Origin of the sequence: uncultured Roseobacter sp., from assembly GCF_947493125.1 — a bacterium.
Taxonomy (GTDB): Bacteria; Pseudomonadota; Alphaproteobacteria; order Rhodobacterales; family Rhodobacteraceae; genus Roseobacter.
Genome location: NZ_CANLQB010000003.1, coordinates 504,063 through 520,917, shown reverse-complemented (window position 1 = coordinate 520,917; position 16,855 = coordinate 504,063). Strand labels below are relative to the sequence as shown.

The 16,855-nt window shown below is 63.8% G+C and carries 18 protein-coding genes and 1 tRNA gene; 9 read left to right on the top strand and 10 right to left on the bottom strand.

Translation table 11 applies throughout. The annotated features are described in order from the left end of the window. Window positions 1–129: 129 nt before the first annotated feature. Window positions 130–204 (bottom strand) — tRNA-Phe (locus Q1A71_RS09040). 259 nt (window positions 205–463) lie between these two features. Between Q1A71_RS09040 and Q1A71_RS09035 the strand changes: the two genes are divergently transcribed. From Q1A71_RS09035 to Q1A71_RS09020, 4 genes are read left to right on the top strand one after another with little or no spacing between them, the layout of a single operon-like run. Continuing rightward, on the top strand, window positions 464–1,891 hold the full coding sequence (locus Q1A71_RS09035; RefSeq protein ID WP_299674250.1) for a circularly permuted type 2 ATP-grasp protein: 1,428 nt from the start codon (window positions 464–466) through the stop codon (window positions 1,889–1,891). Window position 1,892: 1 nt separating this feature from the next. Next, entirely contained in the window at window positions 1,893–2,834 is a 942-nt protein-coding gene (locus tag Q1A71_RS09030; protein ID WP_299674247.1) for an alpha-E domain-containing protein, read from the top strand. A 12-nt stretch (window positions 2,835–2,846) separates the two neighbouring features. After that, a complete protein-coding gene (locus tag Q1A71_RS09025) occupies window positions 2,847–3,644 on the top strand; it encodes a transglutaminase family protein (protein ID WP_299674244.1) in 798 nt (265 codons plus the stop codon). A 34-nt stretch (window positions 3,645–3,678) separates the two neighbouring features. Then, window positions 3,679–4,410, top strand: coding sequence for a peptidase (locus tag Q1A71_RS09020; protein WP_299674241.1), 732 nt, complete (start codon window positions 3,679–3,681; stop codon window positions 4,408–4,410). A 40-nt stretch (window positions 4,411–4,450) separates the two neighbouring features. On the opposite strand, the gene yacG is transcribed toward Q1A71_RS09020, so the two are convergent. From yacG to Q1A71_RS08995, 5 genes are all read right to left on the bottom strand, one after another. Next, window positions 4,451–4,651, bottom strand: a complete 201-nt coding sequence (gene yacG, locus Q1A71_RS09015; RefSeq protein WP_299674238.1) for a DNA gyrase inhibitor YacG — start codon at window positions 4,649–4,651, stop codon at window positions 4,451–4,453. Beyond that, window positions 4,648–5,670, bottom strand: coding sequence for a ribonuclease E/G (locus Q1A71_RS09010; protein ID WP_299674344.1), 1,023 nt, complete (start codon window positions 5,668–5,670; stop codon window positions 4,648–4,650). Before Q1A71_RS09010 ends, yacG begins: the two co-directional genes overlap by 4 nt. Then, on the bottom strand, window positions 5,667–6,242 hold the full coding sequence (locus Q1A71_RS09005; RefSeq protein WP_299674235.1) for a Maf family protein: 576 nt from the start codon (window positions 6,240–6,242) through the stop codon (window positions 5,667–5,669). The genes Q1A71_RS09010 and Q1A71_RS09005 overlap by 4 nt, the downstream gene beginning before the upstream one ends. 4 nt (window positions 6,243–6,246) lie before the next feature. Beyond that, complete coding sequence (infA, locus tag Q1A71_RS09000) at window positions 6,247–6,465, bottom strand: translation initiation factor IF-1 (protein WP_005978431.1); 219 nt, start codon at window positions 6,463–6,465, stop codon at window positions 6,247–6,249. 78 nt (window positions 6,466–6,543) lie between these two features. After that, window positions 6,544–7,419 carry a carbon-nitrogen hydrolase family protein gene (locus Q1A71_RS08995; RefSeq protein WP_299674232.1) on the bottom strand — a complete coding sequence of 292 codons (876 nt, stop codon included), beginning with the start codon at window positions 7,417–7,419 and terminating at the stop codon, window positions 6,544–6,546. 180 nt (window positions 7,420–7,599) lie between these two features. On the opposite strand from Q1A71_RS08995, the gene Q1A71_RS08990 reads away from it, so the two are divergent. Then, the gene (locus Q1A71_RS08990) at window positions 7,600–8,556 is read left to right on the top strand and encodes a LysR family transcriptional regulator (protein WP_299674341.1); all 957 of its coding nucleotides are present in this window, start codon (window positions 7,600–7,602) and stop codon (window positions 8,554–8,556) included. A gap of 57 nt (window positions 8,557–8,613) precedes the next feature. After that, complete coding sequence (locus Q1A71_RS08985; RefSeq protein ID WP_299674229.1) at window positions 8,614–9,306, top strand: NAD-dependent deacylase; 693 nt, start codon at window positions 8,614–8,616, stop codon at window positions 9,304–9,306. Between the two features lie 185 nt (window positions 9,307–9,491). On the opposite strand, the gene rpmB is transcribed toward Q1A71_RS08985, so the two are convergent. Next, complete coding sequence (gene rpmB / locus Q1A71_RS08980) at window positions 9,492–9,791, bottom strand: 50S ribosomal protein L28 (protein ID WP_299674226.1); 300 nt, start codon at window positions 9,789–9,791, stop codon at window positions 9,492–9,494. Between the two features lie 138 nt (window positions 9,792–9,929). Then, window positions 9,930–10,919, bottom strand: a complete 990-nt coding sequence (gene meaB / locus Q1A71_RS08975; RefSeq protein WP_299674223.1) for a methylmalonyl Co-A mutase-associated GTPase MeaB — start codon at window positions 10,917–10,919, stop codon at window positions 9,930–9,932. A 95-nt stretch (window positions 10,920–11,014) separates the two neighbouring features. Here meaB and hrpB point away from each other — a divergent pair, with 95 nt between their 5' ends. The 3 genes from hrpB (at window position 11,015) to Q1A71_RS08960 (ending at window position 14,635) form a co-directional block, all read left to right on the top strand. Next, the gene (gene hrpB / locus Q1A71_RS08970) at window positions 11,015–13,453 is read left to right on the top strand and encodes an ATP-dependent helicase HrpB (RefSeq protein ID WP_299674220.1); all 2,439 of its coding nucleotides are present in this window, start codon (window positions 11,015–11,017) and stop codon (window positions 13,451–13,453) included. Between the two features lie 3 nt (window positions 13,454–13,456). Then, entirely contained in the window at window positions 13,457–14,005 is a 549-nt protein-coding gene (locus Q1A71_RS08965; RefSeq protein WP_299674217.1) for a sugar O-acetyltransferase, read from the top strand. Between the two features lie 171 nt (window positions 14,006–14,176). Continuing rightward, window positions 14,177–14,635 (top strand): NUDIX hydrolase, encoded by a 459-nt coding sequence (locus tag Q1A71_RS08960; RefSeq protein WP_299674214.1) that lies wholly within the window; start codon window positions 14,177–14,179, stop codon window positions 14,633–14,635. A gap of 6 nt (window positions 14,636–14,641) precedes the next feature. Here Q1A71_RS08960 and argF read toward each other — a convergent pair whose 3' ends face one another. Continuing rightward, window positions 14,642–15,568: an ornithine carbamoyltransferase gene (gene argF / locus Q1A71_RS08955; RefSeq protein ID WP_299674211.1), complete on the bottom strand. Its 927-nt coding sequence runs from the start codon at window positions 15,566–15,568 to the stop codon at window positions 14,642–14,644. Between the two features lie 30 nt (window positions 15,569–15,598). After that, the gene (locus Q1A71_RS08950; protein WP_299674208.1) at window positions 15,599–16,774 is read right to left on the bottom strand and encodes an aspartate aminotransferase family protein; all 1,176 of its coding nucleotides are present in this window, start codon (window positions 16,772–16,774) and stop codon (window positions 15,599–15,601) included. Between the last annotated feature and the right edge of the window lie 81 nt (window positions 16,775–16,855).

The following is a 16,855-nucleotide window of genomic DNA, read 5'->3' as shown; positions in this document are numbered from 1 at the left end:
TTGTCTACTCAAAGAAGTAGTTTTCAGATGATAGGAAAGTAGAGTGCACCCATATGGCACCCAACATAGCAAGACGCGAAAAGCGTTTGATGTGAGACCACACAAGTCATTGTTTCATTTTGTTTCAAATGGTGCCCGGGGGCGGAATCGAACCACCGACACGAGGATTTTCAATCCACTGCTCTACCCCTGAGCTACCCGGGCACGGATTGCCATCACTGGCTGGGTGAGCGGGTTCTAGGAGGTTGCGGCAAAGGTGTCCAGAGGCTTTTTGCCAATCGCATGACCTCTCCATCTCCAAGACAACCCAGCCGACAAACTCCACATCCCACAAGGATCACCTCGCCGTTGTCAGAGAACGCGAAGGCCTCCTAATCGCCAAATAATCCGGCAAACTGGTCAGAAGAATAACCTATCCTCAGCAATTGGTTGTACGCCGTTAACCGTTGGGTATCATGGCGGGATGACAAAAGAGCCGACCACCTACGACGAGATGATCCAACCTGACGGATCGGTGACCTCCCCCTACAGAACATACGACGCATGGTTCAAATCGCAGGATCCCGCGCGTCTGGAGTCGAAATCCGAAGAGGCCGAGGCCTTCTTTCGCCGCACGGGGATCACCTTCAACGTCTATGGCGAGGCAGAGGCGCAGGAGCGGCTGATCCCCTTCGATCTCGTACCGCGCATCCTGTCGCATCGGGAATGGAGCCGCCTTTCCAAAGGCATTGAGCAGCGGGTCCGCGCGATCAATGCCTTCATCTGGGACATCTACAACCGCCAGGAAATCCTGCGCGCCGGACGCATTCCCAAGGACCTCGTCGCGCACAACGAGGCCTTCCTGCCCCAGATGATCGGCTTCACGCCGCCGGGCAATGTCTACACCCACATCGTCGGCACCGATATCGTCCGCACCGGTGAGGGCGACTTCTTTGTTCTGGAGGACAACGCGCGCACGCCGTCGGGCGTCTCCTATATGCTGGAAAACCGCGAGACGATGCTGCAGATGTTCCCCGAACTCTTCGCACAAATCCGGGTGCAGCCTGTGAGCGACTACCCCAAGAACCTGCGCCGCTCGCTCTCCGCGTCGGCGCCGCAGGCCTGCGTGGGCAAGCCACGGGTGGCGGTGCTGACACCGGGCATTCACAACTCGGCTTACTTCGAACATTCGTTCCTCGCCGACCAGATGGGGGCCGAGCTGGTCGAAGGGCACGACCTGCGCGTCGTCGATGGGCGGATCGCCATGCGCACGACCCAGGGCTACCGCGTGGTCGATGTGCTCTACCGCCGCATCGACGACGACTTCCTCGACCCGCTGAGCTTCAACCCCGAGAGTATGCTGGGTGTGCCGGGCATCATGGATGTCTACCGCGCGGGCGGGATCACCATCGCCAATGCGCCCGGCGCGGGCATCGCCGATGACAAGGCGATCTACTCCTACATGCCCGAGATCGTGGAGTTCTATACGGGTGAGAAAGCGATCCTGAAGAATGTTGAGACACACCGCTGTGCCGAGCCGGACGCGCTGAAATACGTGCTCGACAACCTCGCCGATCTGGTGGTCAAGGAGGTGCATGGCTCAGGCGGCTATGGGATGCTCGTGGGCCCCGCTGCCAGCAAGAAAGAGATCGCCGACTTCCGCAAAAAGCTAGAAGCGAAGCCTGCAAATTACATCGCACAGCCCACCCTCTCGCTCTCCACGGTGCCGATCTTTGTCGATCAGGGGCTCGCGCCACGACACGTGGATTTGCGCCCCTTTGTGCTGGTCTCACCGCAAGGGGTCAACATCACGCCGGGCGGTCTCACGCGCGTAGCGCTCACCGAAGGCTCGCTGGTGGTGAACTCGAGCCAGGGCGGCGGCACGAAAGACACCTGGGTGCTAGAGGACTGATATGCTGGGCAAAACCGCAGGCGGCCTCTATTGGATGTTCCGGTTCCTGGAGCGCAGCGAAAACACCGCACGGCTGCTTGAGGCAGGGTTCCGCATGGCGCTCACCCGCTCGTCAGACGCGGAATCGGAGTGGAAATCGGTGGTCACGACCTCGGGCAACGGCATCGGGTATGAGGCGAAGTACGACACCTACACCGACACGCTGGTGATGGACTGGTTGCTGCGCGACGCTGACAACCCGTCGAGCGTCATGTCGGTCACCAAATCTGCCCGGGACAATGCGCGACTGGTGCGCACGGCGCTCACGACCGAGGTCTGGGAGGCAGTGAATGACAACTGGATGACCCTGCGGGACCTGTTGAGAGACCCCATCACAACGGTGGATCTGCCCGCGGCTCTGGCGATCATCCGCAAGCAAAGCGCGCTGGTGCGCGGCGCGCTTTATGGCACGATGCTGCGCAATGACATCTACGACTTCGCCCGCATCGGCACCTTCATCGAACGGGCGGACAACACCGCGCGGATCATTGACGTGAAATATTACACGCTGCTGCCCTCCGCCTCCGCCGTGGGCTCCTCGCTCGACAACGTGCAGTGGGAGATGATCCTGCGCTCGGTCTCGGCGCACCGTTGTTTCCGCTGGCTCGATGAAAAGGATATGACCGCAACCGCCATCGCGGACTTCCTGATCTTCGACAAGCGCCTGCCTCGCTCGCTGGCCTTCTGCGTGAAACAAACCACCGAAAACCTGCGCTATCTGGAGCAGGAATACCAGGAGCGGCACCCTTGTCACGATCAGGCGGACAGGTTGAAGCGCTGGGTGGCCGGTACGGACATCAACACGGTCTTCGACCTGGGTCTGCATGAGGTGGTCACTGAGTTTATCCGCGACAACAACGCCCTCGGGACGCAGATCGAGCAAGATTTCCGGTTCATGGCTTAGGAGGGGTTCGGGATGCTGCTGACAATCAACCACACCACCCGTTACCACTATGACGCGCCAGTGGACTATGCGCTGCAACAGGTGCGGCTGACCCCGCCCAACACCGCCCAACAGGATGTCCGCAGCTGGGAGATCAGCGTCGAAGGCGGGCGGATCGAAACACAGTATCGAGATCACAACGGGGGGCAGGTGCATCTTGTCAGCGTGGACCGGGGCGCCGAGGAGGTGGCGATCAGGGCTGCGGGCGAGGTCGAGACGACCGATACATCCGGTGTGCTCGGCAAGGTCTACGGTCCGGCGCCGTTGTGGTACTTCCAGAAGCCCACCCCGCTGACCGAAGCCGGGCCGGGCATCAAAGCCCTTGCAAAACACCTGACAGAGAGCCGCGATCAGTTGGCCGCTCTACATGCGCTGTCCAGTTCCATCCTGATGGCCGCGCCGTATCGGATTGGCGAGACCTATGCCGCCACGACCGCTGAAGAGGCGCTGATGGGCGGCAGCGGCGTCTGCCAGGACCACGCGCAGATTTTCGTGGCAGCCGCGCGGGCCGCGGGCCTGCCTGCGCGGTATGTCTCGGGCTATCTGCTGATGGACGACCGCGTGGATCAGGAGGCCAGCCACGCCTGGGCAGAGGCCCATCTGGACAGTCTCGGCTGGGTCGGGTTCGATGTGTCGAACGGGATCAGCCCGGATGAACGCTACGTACGGCTGGCCCATGGGCGCGATTACCGCCGGGCAGCGCCGATTTCCGGGCTGCGGCTGGGCGCCTCGAATGAATCGATGATTGTTTCGCTGCAGATACAGCAGTAAGTCTCATGCGCAAGACGGAAGACGGAATGACCCCATGACCTATTGCGTGGGCCTGCGCCTCGAGCGTGGCCTTGTGTTCATGTCCGACACGCGCACAAACGCGGGTGTCGACAACTTTGCCAAGACGCGCAAGATGTTCCAATGGGGCATACAGGGTGAGCGGCTGATCACGCTCATGACTGCCGGCAATCTGGCCACCACGCAAGCCCTCGTCAGCATGATCGAAGAGCGCGTGAAGGCGGTGGGCGAACGCGACCCGTCGATCCTGCATGCCCCTTCGATGTTCCAGGTGGCACGCATGGTGGGCCGCACACTGAAAGAGGTGATCGCGCAGAGCGCGCCCGTTGGCCAGACCGGTGATGCGGCATTCCAGGCGACGGTGATCCTTGGCGGTCAGATCAGGGGCAGCGCGCCCACGATGTTCATGGTCTACCCGGAAGGTAATTTCATCGAGGTCACTGAGGAGACGCCCTTCTTCCAGATCGGTGAAACGAAATACGGGCGCCCGATCCTCGTGCGCGCCTATGATCCGGACATGCGGTTTGAAGATGCGGTGAAACTGCTCCTGGTCTCCTTTGACTCGACAGTGCGCTCGAACCTCTCGGTGGCGCCCCCGTTCGATCTGATGGTCTATGAGAACGACAGTTTTGCGCCACTGTTAGAGCGGCGGATCGAGGCGGAGGATGACGTATATCAGAGCATCTCGACCGGGTGGGGCGACGCGCTGCGCGCCGCCTTCGACCAGCTTCCCGACTTCAAGCTGTAGACGGCGCGGCGGCCTGAAAGCCCGCCGAACCTGCCTGCAGCTAATGCGGTTTATCTTGTCGCTGTTGGTCTCGCGCGGCCTCGTCGAGCGCCTCTTCCAGAGCATCCATGTCTTCCGGATCGGTCGAGGGCACCGCGTAGCTGCCGTTGAACCAGCGTGCGAGATCCCGGTCTGCGCAGCGCTTTGAGCAGAAAGGGCGCATCTCGGGCAGCGTGTCATTTCCGCAGATGGGGCAGCTCATCTCAGGACCTCGGTCAGGGGGGTTCGCGCGCGTTTGCGCTGCAGTTCAAAATGACCCAGCGGCGTCCAGCCGACAAGGGCCGTTTCGATGTCATCGGCACGGAACGCCTGGCGCAAGGCGGTCTCGAAACTGCGGCGGTCCTTCTTCGGCATCGGCGCAAGGTCGAGCACGATTTGCCCCCCGAGACCCCGCACGCGCAACTCGCGAGGCAGCGCCTTGGCGCAGGCCATATTTGCTTTGATGCCTGCCGCCAGCGAGACATCGCGCCCCGTATTCACATCCACTGCCACAAGCGCGCGGGTGGGCTCGACATAGAGCGATGCGCCCCCCTCGAGCCCCACTTGCGCCTGTCGCGCGCGGTCAATCGCGTCGAGAATGCCCCGCGTCTCGAAGCCGCCCTCTTCACTCACGATCTCTGCGGGCGCCACCCAGTCGCGCCAGGCGAGAAGATGCGGCCCATCTCCCTCCGCGAGGGCTTCCATGTCGCGACCTGCGTCACCCAGAACGCGCGTTGCGAGCTCGACCATCTGGGCGATGTCGTCGGCGATATCAGCCCCCTCCGCCTCGGCGCAGGAGGAGCGCAGGATCAGTCCCAGCGCCCCGTCCTCCATGGTGTCATGCGCGATCTCCAGCAATTGGTCCCGCCGAGCCTCGTCCTTGATGGACCGGCTGATGTTGAACCCCGGCGCGCCCGGCGTCACGATGGCGTAGCGGCTCTTGAAGAGCAGCTTTTGCGTGACGGGAAGCGCCTTGCCCGGCTCGGCGTAGCCGGTGACCTGCACCAGCAGGGGCTGTCCGGGTGAAAGCCCTTTAACCTGCCGCAGAAAGGCCGGGCCGTCCGGAGTTTTCAGAAACATGCCGCCCTGCCCCTTCACGGGTCGGTCAGCAATGGCGCGATAGACCGTACCGGGCCGCGGGGCATCTGCGTCGATCAACAGATCGTCCATCTGACCATCGACCATGAGCGCGGCAGCTTCGCGACCCTGAATATGGTCAAGTATGATGCTGCGCCCCCTCACGAGGCCTGATGCCACAAGGGCAGACCAGCCGCCGAGAGCAGGTTCGCGGTCTCAGCCAGCGGCAGACCGACAATGCCGGTGAAGGAGCCACTGATCCACGGGATCAGCCGGCCTGCCGGGCCTTGAATGCCGTACGCCCCCGCCTTTCCGCGCCAGTCGCCAGTTGCCAGATAGCCGCGCAGCTCTTCATCGGACAGGCGCTTCATGCGCACGGCGCTCACCACATCACTCTCCCAAATGTGATCTCCTCTGCGTACCGCAAAGGCGGTGATCACCCGATGCCGCCGCCCGGAGAGCAGGCGCAGGAAGGCCTCGGCTTCCTCGACATCCGCTGGTTTTCCGAGGATCCGGCGGCCTAATGCAACCGTGGTGTCGGCGCAGAGCACGATGTCATCCGCACCTGCCCGCACGGCGCCGACCTTCTCGCGCGTGATCCGCTGGCAATAAGCGCGCGGCAGCTCTTTTTTCAAAGGGTCTTCATCAATGTCAGGCGGGCGAATGGCGTCCGGCACAATGCCGATTTGCGCCAGCAATTCCTTGCGGCGCGGACTTCCAGACCCCAAGATAAACAAGGGGTTACTTGAAGCGGTAGTTGATCCGACCCTTGGTCAGATCATAAGGTGTCATCTCGACCTGAACCTTGTCGCCTGCCAGAACGCGGATGCGATTCTTGCGCATCTTCCCTGCCGTATGTGCGATGATCTCATGGCCATTCTCAAGCTCGACCCGAAACGTCGCATTCGGCAGGAGTTCCTTCACGACACCGGGGAATTCGAGCGTATCTTCCTTGGCCATGGTTTCTCCTTCATTGCACGCCCACCCATTTGTAGACGCCGCTTAAATGCGCGCATTTCGGTGGTTTTTCAAGGGGAATTAACGCATTTGCACGATTGGTGGGGGGCCATCGCGGCCGATCTGTTCCGGCCAATGCGCGCGGCCCAACACGATGCCGTCATCGCGCACATAGGCGATCCTGGCGAGGTCCACCTCGGCATAGGTCCAGCCCGGGGTGTTCAGCGTGCCTTCGGCGAGCACGCCCGTCGCCGGGAAGCCGGTATCGGGTGGACCGAAGACGCCGCCTGTGCCCGTAGACATATCAACCGCCTCGGACCAGGGCGCCTCCCCGACCAGCGACGCCATCACCGTGACACATTGATTCTCCAGCGCCCGCGCCATGGCTCCGATCCGCACCCGCCAATACCCCGACAGCGCCTCGGTACAGGACGGCACGAGGATCAGATCGCAACCCGCCAGCGCACGCCCCAGAAGTGGAAACTCACTGTCATAGCAGATCAACACACCGATCTTGCCAATCGCCGTATCGAAGACCTGCAGGGGGCCCCCGCCGATCACACCCCAGGTCTCCCGCTCGAACCGCGTCATGATCTGTTTGTCCTGCGCCCCGCTCTGGCCGGTCGGCGCAAAGAGCCGCGCACGGTTCACAGGGCGCGTCTCGGTTGCCGCAGGTCCGGAGGCTGCAAGAATATGCAGGTCGAACTGCTGCGCCAGACGCCTGTGCAGCGCATCCGCATCTGTCAGACGCTCCGAAACGACAAAGAGCGACGCCTCCAGATCGCCCGCGATCTCAGACCCGGCCAAGGTCGCCAGTTCCATCGCGCCATACTCCGGGAAAACGGCAAGATCCGCGCCCGCTGTCGCTGCCTCGGCGACCCATCCGCCGATCTTGTCTTCATACTGAGCCCATGAGCTCAACTGATCGAGCGGGTAGGCAGCGGTGGCAACTTTCATGGCGACCTCCTGGGTAGGCACCTCACCCTCCCGGATTTGCCCCGCAACCGCAAGCATGACCTGCGCCGATTGCTCTTTCAGGTTTTCGACAGGTAAAAGATACCGAGTACCATATTTTCTTGACGGCGTCGGAAAACAGTCTCAAGAAATCCAAAACTGCGAGAAAGGCGGCACGGCATGATGAAAGGGGTGACCCTACGCGGGCTGGAAGTGTTCGAGGCTCTGGCGAGCACCGGCTCAGTCGCCCAAACCGCGATGCGGACCGGCCTCAGCCAGCCTGCCGTCAGCCAGCAATTGCGCAATCTCGAAGCGGCGTTGGGAACGGATCTGCTCGATCACAGCCGTCGCCCCATGCGCCTCACGCCGGCGGGCACGCTCTTTCTGCACCGCGCCGAGACAGCGCTTGCCGAACTGCGGCTGGCCCAGAGCGAGCTCACGGTGATGGACCTCGCTCATCTGAAGGCCCTCAGCATCGGCATCATCGACGACTTCGATGACAGCCTGACGCCACGACTCGCCACCATCCTCGCGGAAAGCCTGACCGGCTGCCGGTTCAAGATGATCACAGCCTCCAGCAACGACCTCGCCAGGGCCATTGCCGAAAAGCGCCTGCATCTGGCGATTTCCGCGAGCACCGGGCGCCCTCTCGACGGTGTGGTCCAGCATCCGCTCGCCCGTGATCCCTTCATGCTGGTCGTGCCCCGCGGCACGACTGTCACCGAAAACGCCTTGCCGGACCCGAACGGGCTGCCCTTCCTGCGCTATGACGGCGAACAGCTCATCCGCCAGCAGATAGAGGCTCATTTCGGCGCGCAATTGGAACCCCATCCGGAACGCTTCGAGATCGGCAGCCATCTGGCGCTGATGGCAATGGTCGCGCGGGGCATCGGATGGACGATCACGACACCGCTCGGCTTCATGCGCGCGCACCGCTTCCACGGCCAGCTTGAAGCCTTCCAACTGCCCGGTCCCGGCTTTGCCCGCCAGATCTCGCTCTTTGCCAGTGACGATTGGGCAGATGATGTGCCGCTGAACGTCGCGCAGACCATGCGCCGCCTGATCCGCACGCATATGATCAACCCCGCGCTTTCGGATCTGCCGTTTCTCTCTGGTCAGCTCGAAACCCTGCACCCCTGATTTGACAGGGCCGGAGCGGCAGGCCATCACTGGACAGGGGCAGATGGGAGCGCGTCAATGCAGAAAATCGTCATCCTCACGGGCGCGGGCATCTCTGCCGAGAGCGGCTTGGGCACGTTCCGTGCCGAAGGAGGGCTCTGGGCGCAGCACCGCATCGAGGATGTGGCCACACCCGAAGGGTTCGCCCGGGACCCGAAGCTGGTGGTCGATTTCTACAACGCACGCCGCGCACAGGCCGCAGACGCGGAGCCCAACGAGGGCCACCGTGCGCTCGCGCGGCTTGAACACCACTTCGATGGAGACGTTGTCGTGATCACCCAGAATGTGGACGACCTGCACGAGAAGGCGGGCAGTCAAAAGGTCATGCACATGCATGGCGCGCTGAAGTCCGCGCTCTGTGCGGCCTGCGAGCACCGCTGGCCCGCCCCGCTGGTAATGGCCCCGGGGGATGCCTGCCCGTCCTGCGGCGCACCTGCCGCCCGGCCCGATATCGTCTGGTTTGGCGAGATGCCCTATGACATGGACGAAATCTTCGACCATCTCGCAAACGCGGATGTCTTCGCAAGCATTGGCACCTCCGGCAATGTCTATCCCGCGGCCGGCTTCGTCGCCGAGGCGCGGCGCGCAGGAGCCCAGACAATCGAGTTCAACCTCGAACCCTCGCTGGTCGGCAGCCAGTTCGACGACATCCGCATCGGTTCCGCCAGCCAGACGCTGCCACTCTGGGTCGACGAAGTCCTGGAGCGCTAGGCGGCGCCCGTCTCCGACCAGACGAAAAGCGCCCTCACCCCCGTCGAGGGGGATCGGCCGCTGCCCGGCTTGTCAGCCGGGTGGGACATTTGAGAGGGCAACGCGGAAGATCCTCGGATACTCAGAGACAGAAAAACCCCCGCCCGTTGCCGGACAGGGGTCTCATCATGCGAAAGAGGCGCGGCTTAGCTCAGCGCATCCGCCGTGTCGGACGCCTTTGCAATCGCCTTCTTCACCTTCAGCGCGTTGGGCGACAGCTCGCTGTCCTTGGCTTTGGCCAGAAACTTGTCGAGCCCACCCCGGTGATCCACCGTGCGCAGAGCCGCGGCGGAGATCCGGAACTTGAACGCGCGGCCCAGAGCTTCGGACTGCAGCGACACATCATTCAGGTTGGGCAGAAAGCGCCGGCGGGTCTTGTTGTTGGCGTGGCTGACGTTGTTGCCAGTCATCGGGCCTTTTCCGGTCAATTCGCAAACGCGCGACATGGGTCTATCCTTTTGCTAAGGTCGCCCCGGTCGGTCCGTAAGACGACAAAAGGGGGCAGCCATCGGCCACGCCCCGGAAATTCGTCTGCTGGCTTTAGTGGGAATCGCCCGCCCGGTCAACCCGCTGGCGCGCGGAAATCAGGGATTTGCCTGCGCCCGACCCGGCAGGCTCTCCAGGAATTCGGCTGCGGCAACGGACGGCGCCTTGTCACCACCGGCAACGGCTGCGCCGAGATCAGCCAACGCCGCCCGGGCGGCGGGTGTCTGAAGTTGCGCCAGAAGCGTCGTCTTGACCTCTTCCTCGAACCAATAGCGTGCCTGATCCGCCCGCGTCCCATCCCAAAATCCATGCGCCTTGCGCCACTCCCGCAAGCTGGTGAGGTCCTGCCAAACCGCGTCAATGCCAGTGTTTTCCGCAGCCGAGACCATCATCGCCTTCGGGAAACCCTCTGGATCCTGTGGCCGCTTCCGCAACAGACGCAACGCCCCTGCATAGTCGGCGCAGGTGCGTGTCGCCGCCGGTTTCAGATCGCCATCCGCCTTGTTGATCAGGATCACATCGGCAATCTCCATGATCCCACGCTTCACCCCTTGCAACTCGTCACCACCCGCCGGGGCCAACAGCAACAGAAAGATATCGGCCATCTGCGCCACGACCGTCTCCGATTGGCCCACGCCAACAGTCTCGATCAGCACGACATCAAACCCCGCCCCCTCGCAGAGCGCAACCACCTCCCGCGACCGCCTGGCCACGCCACCCAGGTGGGTCTGGCTCGGCGACGGTCGGATGAAGGCCCCCTCGGCGCGCGACAACCGATCCATCCGCGTCTTGTCCCCGAGGATCGAGCCCCCGGACCGGGTCGACGACGGATCAACCGCCAGCACCGCGACCTTCAGCCCGCGTTCCACCAGCATCATGCCAAAGGCCTCGATGAAGGTCGATTTGCCCACACCCGGCGTACCCGAGAGCCCAATGCGCAGCGCTTGGGCGTCCTTCGGCAGGGCCTCCAGCAGCGCGCCCGCCTGTGCCTTGTGATCCTCCCGTGCGCTCTCCACCAGCGTGATCGCCCGCGCCAGCGCCCGGCGTTCACCCGCGATTACACCGCGTGTCAGATCGGCAATGTCCATAGGCCCCGTCCCTTCTGCGTCTCTCAGGTTGTCCGGCAGGCGTCGGCAAATGTCCAGTGCTTGGCGGCGGGTCCGGCATTCGCTAGACCGGACCCATGCCGGTTGATCTGCCCATCGACGATATCCTGCCCGACATCACGGCGACCCTGCTCGAAACGGGTCGGCTGGTGCTGCAGGCCCCACCCGGTGCGGGCAAGACCACGCGCGTCCCGCTGGCGATTCATCAGGCCGGGCTTGCAGAGGGCAAGATCGTGATGCTGGAGCCGCGCCGCCTCGCCGCCCGCGCCGCCGCCGAGCGCATGTCCGAGACCCTGGGCGAGCCCGTCGGTCAAACCGTGGGATACCGCATCCGTGGACAGGCCAAGGTGTCGCCGGCCACACGCATCGAGGTGGTCACCGAAGGCATCCTCACCCGGATGATCCAGTCGGACCCCGACCTGCCGGGCGTGAGCTTGGTGATCTTCGACGAGTTTCACGAACGCTCGCTGAACGCCGATCTGGGGCTCGCGCTCTGCCTCGACGTGGCGGGCGCGCTGCGCGAGGACCTGATCCTCGTCGCCATGTCCGCCACGCTGGATGCCGCCCCGATTGCGGACCTGATGCAGGCACCCAGCCTCACCTCCGAAGGCCGCGCCTTCGAGGTCACGCCGCACTGGCTGCCGAAACCCGTCCCGAAAACGCAAAGGTTGGAACAGGCGGTGGCCGACCTGACGCTGACAGCCCTGTCCGAGACCGACGGAAGCGCGCTGGTCTTTCTGCCCGGCGAAGGGGAAATCCGCCGCACCGAAGCCGCCCTCCGCCCCCACATCGACCCGGACGTCACCCTGCAGCCGCTCTTTGGCGCCATGCCGTTCAAGGAGCAGCGCGCCGCTATTGCACCGGCAAGATCGGGCCGCAAGGTCGTGCTCGCCACCTCCATCGCCGAGACCTCGCTGACCATCGAAGGCATCCGCATCGTGGTCGACGCCGGCCTCGCCCGCCGGGCGGAGTTCGACCCTGCGTCGGGCATGTCGCGGCTGAGCACCACCCGGGTGACCCGCGCGGAGGCGACGCAGCGGATGGGCCGGGCGGGCCGGGTCGCGCCCGGTCATTGCTACAAGCTCTGGACCCGTGGCGAAGACGGCGCGCTCCAATCGCATCCCCCCGCCGAGATTGACGCAGGCGATCTGACCGGTCTCGCGCTGGAACTGGCCGCCTGGGGCAGCACGCCCGATCACATGCCCTTCGTCACCCCCCCGCACCCGGGCCGCTATGCGGAGGCGCAAGCGGTGCTGCGGATGCTCGACGCGCTGGACGATCAGGGCCGGATCACCGCACATGGCAAAGCCCTTTCTGCAATGCCCCTGCATCCGCGACTTGCCCATATGGTGGCAAAAGGCGGTGCCGATGCGTCGCTTCTGGCCGCGCTCTTGTCCGAACGCGATATCCTGCGAAACGCGCCTGCTGATCTGACGCTCCGCCTCACCGCCGTTAAATCTCCGAAAACGTTCCAGACCGATCATGGTTGGGAGCCGCACCGTCCCACTGTCACGCGCATCCGTGAGGAGGCCAAGCGTCTTGCAAGATCAGCTCCGGCAAAGGGACCGAACACCCCCGGCATTCTTGCAGCGCTCGCCTATCCGGACCGGATCGGCGCCCGCCGTCCCGGAGACACACCACGCTACATCCTCTCCGGCGGAAAGGGCGCCATCCTGCCTGCTGGCGACCCGCTCGCGAACACACCGTTCCTCGTGGCAACCGACCTCGATGGCAACCCGCGCGAGGCGCGCATCCGGCAGGCTGTCGCGCTCTCCAACAGCGAACTGCGCGACACCTTCCCCGACCAGATCACCTGGCACCATATCTGCCAGTGGTCGCGGCGCGCCAATGCAGTGACGGCCCGCAAACAGGAACGCTTCGGCGCACTGGTGCTGGAGGACCGCGTCTGGCACGACGCGCCACCCGAAGAGATCGCCCGCGCAATGCTCGACGGCGTCCGCCAGCTCGGCCTTCTGCCCGACGCCAAGGCACAGCGCTTCCTCGCGCGCGCGCAGCTCATGTCCCGAAGCGATCCAGGCTATCCGGATTTCTCTGAAACGCATCTGATGGAGACGCTCGAAGACTGGCTTCTGCCGCACCTCTCCGGGGTGAAAACTGCCACGGACTGGAAAAGCTTCGATCTGTTGCCCGCGCTGAAGGCGCGCCTCAGCTGGGACCAGCAGCAGGCGCTCGACCGGGCGGTGCCGGGTCACTTCACCACACCTCTGGGCCGCAAGGTTCCGATCACATACGAGGACGCACAGCCGCGCATTTCGATCCGTCTGCAGGAGCTTTTTGGCGTCACCGATCACCCAAGGGTCGGGGACACACCGCTGCAGGTGACCCTGCTGTCACCAGCTCAGCGTCCGCTGCAGGTGACCGAGGATTTGCCCGGCTTCTGGGCCAGCTCCTATGCCGATGTGCGCAAGGACATGCGCGGCCGCTATCCGCGTCACCCCTGGCCGGAAGACCCCACGCAGGCCGACCCGACCTTGCGCGCGAAACCGAGGAAGTAAACCATGCCCCAAAGTTCATACGACCAGATGATCAGCGGTGACTGGTACAACGCTCTCACGCCAGAGCTGGACGATCTGCGCATGGCGGCGCGCAAGGCAGTCTTCGCGCATAACGCCTGCCCACCGGAGCAGCGCGGTGGTATGGTGCCGGAGCTGGCCGCGCTCTTCCTGTCGGTCGGCAAGGACTGCCTGATCGAGACGCCGTTTCACACCGCCTACGGCTGCAACACGATCCTGGGCGACGGCGTGTTCTTCAACGCAGGCGTGACCATCCTCGACAGCGGGCGCGTGACAATCGGCGCGCGCTCCATGCTCGGGCCGCAGGTCCAGATCTACTGCGCGGATCACCACCGCGACATCGCCAAGCGTCGCGCGGGTATCGAACGCGCCTTGCCCGTCACTCTGGGCGCAGATGTCTGGGTCGGCGGCGGCGCGATCCTCCTGCCGGGCGTCACCATCGGCGCAGGGGCCATCGTTGGGGCCGGCGCCGTGGTTACGAAAGATGTGGCGGCAGGTGCACGGGTGGTGGGCTCTCCGGCGCGCGAAATTTGACCATCCTGGGCTCCGGCCATCTGTAATCTCGTTTACAGAAAATTTGAACTTTCCGGCTAATCTCACCCGTGGATGAGCCGTCTCGATTTATCCACAGAGCCAGAGATTTGAAATCCTTGGCAAATTCTATATAGTGTTGAAAAAAGCGGCAAAGCGCCGACGGCGGGTATAATGATTGAATACGTCAGATCTCACTTTGAAGGCGCCTTCCGGCTGATCTTCTCGGGCCGGCGCGCGCAACAGGTTGCGGCGCTCTGCTATCGTCAGACCCACGCCGGCAAACGTGTCCTTCTGATCACCAGCCGCGGCACCGGGCGCTGGATCGTGCCCAAAGGCTGGCCCATGGAAGGGTTGGCCAATTCCGAAGCCGCGCTGCAGGAAGCCTGGGAAGAGGCGGGCGTGAAATCCGCCGAGGTGCAGCCAGATCCGGTCGGGCACTATCGCTACACCAAGTATCACGCGCGCGGGGGCATGACCCCGGTCGAAACGGAGGTCTACGCCGCCGAAGTGGAGGCGCTCGCCAATAACTACCCCGAGGGCCACGAGCGCGACCGCCAGTGGTTCTCACCCGCCGAGGCCGCGGAAAAGGTGCGCGAGCCGGAGCTCAAGGCCATCCTGCGGGACTTCTGAGGTCTCTCACAATTCCAGACACCAGCGCATGATCGCCTTCTGCGCGTGCAACCGGTTCTCCGCCTCGTCAAAGATCACCGAATGCGGCCCGTCCATGACCTCCGATGTGGCCTCCTCATCGCGGTGTGCGGGCAGGCAGTGCATGAAAAGCGCATCCGGCTTCGCTTTTGCCATCAGCTCCGCGTTCACCTGATAGGGGCGCAGCTGATTGTGCCGCCGCTCGCGCGCCGATTGCGCGTCATGCATCGACACCCAGGTATCCGCGACCACCAGGTCCGCTCCCGCCACCGCCTTGTCCGGGTCGCGCTCGATCACGATGGTCGAGCCCTTCGCGCGGGCCAGATCGACGAACTCGGGTTCCGGGTCGAGCGTCGGCGGTCCCGTGAACGTGAGATCAAATCCGAACTGCCCCGCTGCATGCAGGAAGGAGGCGCAGACGTTGTTGCCATCGCCTGACCAGACCACCTTCTTGCCCTTGATCGGGCCACGATGTTCCTCAAACGTCATGACATCCGCCATGATCTGACAGGGGTGCGTCCGGTCCGTCAGCCCGTTGATCACCGGCACCGTGGCATATTCCGCCATCTCAGTCAGCACGGCCTCGTCGAAGGTGCGGATCATGATCAGATCCACATAGCGGCTGAGCACGCGCGCCGTATCGGCAATCGTCTCGCCGTGCCCCAACTGCATATCCGAGCCCGAGAGCACCATCGTCTGCCCGCCCATCTGCCGCACGCCCACGTCAAAGGACACCCGCGTGCGCGTCGAGGGTTTCTCGAAGATCAGCGCCACCATCCGGTCTTTCAACGGCTGATCATCGTCCAGGGCTCCGCGCGGGCGCCCCAGACGCGCAGTTTTCATGGCAGAGGCATGGTCGATGATGCTCCGCAGGTCCTTGGGATCGGTCAGGTGAATATCGAGGAAATGGTTCATGGTCGTGTCGTCCGGTGTCTCAAGTATCGGTCAGGCGGCGGAGAGCTGGCGCGCCGCGGCGTCCAGCCGCTCGACCGCCTCGGCAATCTCGCTCTCGTCAATGGTCAGCGGCGGCAGCAGGCGGATCACATTGTCCGCCGCCGGTACGGTCAACACCTGCTGATCATATCCCGCCTGCACGATATCGGCATTCGACGCCTTGCATTTCACGCCCAGCATCAGGCCCGAGCCACGCACGCTCTCGAAGATGTCCGGATGCGAGGCCACAAGCCCCTCGAGCTTCTGCCGCAACAGCCCCGCCTTGCGGTTCACACCATCCAGAAACGCCGGGTCCGCCACGTGATCCAGCACCGCGCAGCCGACCGCACAGCCCAAAGGGTTGCCCCCATAGGTCGACCCGTGAGTGCCCAGCGTCATGCCGCTCGCCGCCTCTTCCGTCGCCAGCACCGCGCCGATGGGAAAGCCCCCACCGATGCCCTTCGCCACCATCATGATGTCGGGGGCGATCCCCGCCCACTCATGGGCAAAGAGCTTGCCGGTCCGGCCCACACCGCATTGCACCTCGTCGAAAATTAGCAGCAGCCCGTGCTCATCACAGAGATCGCGCAGCCCCTTCAGGCATTGGTCCGGCACCGGGCGGATGCCGCCCTCCCCCTGCACCGGCTCGATCAGGATCGCTCCGGTCGTCTCGGTGATGGCCGCAGTCAGCGCCTCGTGATCACCAAACTCCAGATGCACAAACCCCGGCAGCAGCGGCCCGAACCCCTTGGTCATCTTCTCCGACCCGGCAGCGGCAATCCCCGCCGACGACCGCCCGTGGAAGGACCCGCTGAAGGTGAGGATATCGGTCTTCTCCGGCTGACCCTTGTCGTACCAGTATTTCCGCGCCATCTTCACCGCCAGCTCACAAGCCTCCGTGCCGGAGTTGGTGAAAAACACCGTATCGGCGAAGCTGTGTGTCGTCAGCTTGTCCGCCAACTCCTGCTGCTTCGGGATCTGGTAGAGGTTCGAGGTGTGCCACAAGGCCCCCGCCTGCGCGGTCAGCGCGGCCACAAGCGCCGGGTGCGCATGCCCCAGCGCGTTCACCGCAATCCCGGCGCCGAGGTCGAGAAAGCGTCGCCCGTCCGCCTCGACCAGCCAAGCGCCTTCGCCTTTGACAAAGCTCATGGGCGCACGCGAATAGGTGGGCAGAAGCGTCGGGATCATCGGATCGTCCTCTTTCGAAGGTCTGCAGCGAGAGCACAAGAGGTGCAACAGCCGCTCAGACAGGTCAATAAGTTAATGTGG

Excerpts from the sequence above, each read along its gene's own strand:
- Q1A71_RS08950 (WP_299674208.1), bottom strand. The coding sequence starts at position 16,774 with ATGATCCCGACGCTTCTGCCCACCTATTCGCGTGCGCCCATGAGCTTT.
- Q1A71_RS08990 (WP_299674341.1), top strand. The coding sequence starts at position 7,600 with ATGAAAGGGGTGACCCTACGCGGGCTGGAAGTGTTCGAGGCTCTGGCG.
- Q1A71_RS08960 (WP_299674214.1), top strand. The coding sequence starts at position 14,177 with ATGATTGAATACGTCAGATCTCACTTTGAAGGCGCCTTCCGGCTGATC.
- Q1A71_RS08985 (WP_299674229.1), top strand. The coding sequence starts at position 8,614 with ATGCAGAAAATCGTCATCCTCACGGGCGCGGGCATCTCTGCCGAGAGC.
- Q1A71_RS09030 (WP_299674247.1), top strand. The coding sequence starts at position 1,893 with ATGCTGGGCAAAACCGCAGGCGGCCTCTATTGGATGTTCCGGTTCCTG.
- infA (WP_005978431.1), bottom strand. The coding sequence starts at position 6,465 with ATGGCCAAGGAAGATACGCTCGAATTCCCCGGTGTCGTGAAGGAACTC.
- hrpB (WP_299674220.1), top strand. The coding sequence starts at position 11,015 with ATGCCGGTTGATCTGCCCATCGACGATATCCTGCCCGACATCACGGCG.
- Q1A71_RS09025 (WP_299674244.1), top strand. The coding sequence starts at position 2,847 with ATGCTGCTGACAATCAACCACACCACCCGTTACCACTATGACGCGCCA.
- Q1A71_RS08995 (WP_299674232.1), bottom strand. The coding sequence starts at position 7,419 with ATGAAAGTTGCCACCGCTGCCTACCCGCTCGATCAGTTGAGCTCATGG.
- Q1A71_RS09020 (WP_299674241.1), top strand. The coding sequence starts at position 3,679 with ATGACCTATTGCGTGGGCCTGCGCCTCGAGCGTGGCCTTGTGTTCATG.
- rpmB (WP_299674226.1), bottom strand. The coding sequence starts at position 9,791 with ATGTCGCGCGTTTGCGAATTGACCGGAAAAGGCCCGATGACTGGCAAC.
- Q1A71_RS08965 (WP_299674217.1), top strand. The coding sequence starts at position 13,457 with ATGCCCCAAAGTTCATACGACCAGATGATCAGCGGTGACTGGTACAAC.
- meaB (WP_299674223.1), bottom strand. The coding sequence starts at position 10,919 with ATGGACATTGCCGATCTGACACGCGGTGTAATCGCGGGTGAACGCCGG.
- yacG (WP_299674238.1), bottom strand. The coding sequence starts at position 4,651 with ATGAGCTGCCCCATCTGCGGAAATGACACGCTGCCCGAGATGCGCCCT.
- Q1A71_RS09035 (WP_299674250.1), top strand. The coding sequence starts at position 464 with ATGACAAAAGAGCCGACCACCTACGACGAGATGATCCAACCTGACGGA.
- argF (WP_299674211.1), bottom strand. The coding sequence starts at position 15,568 with ATGAACCATTTCCTCGATATTCACCTGACCGATCCCAAGGACCTGCGG.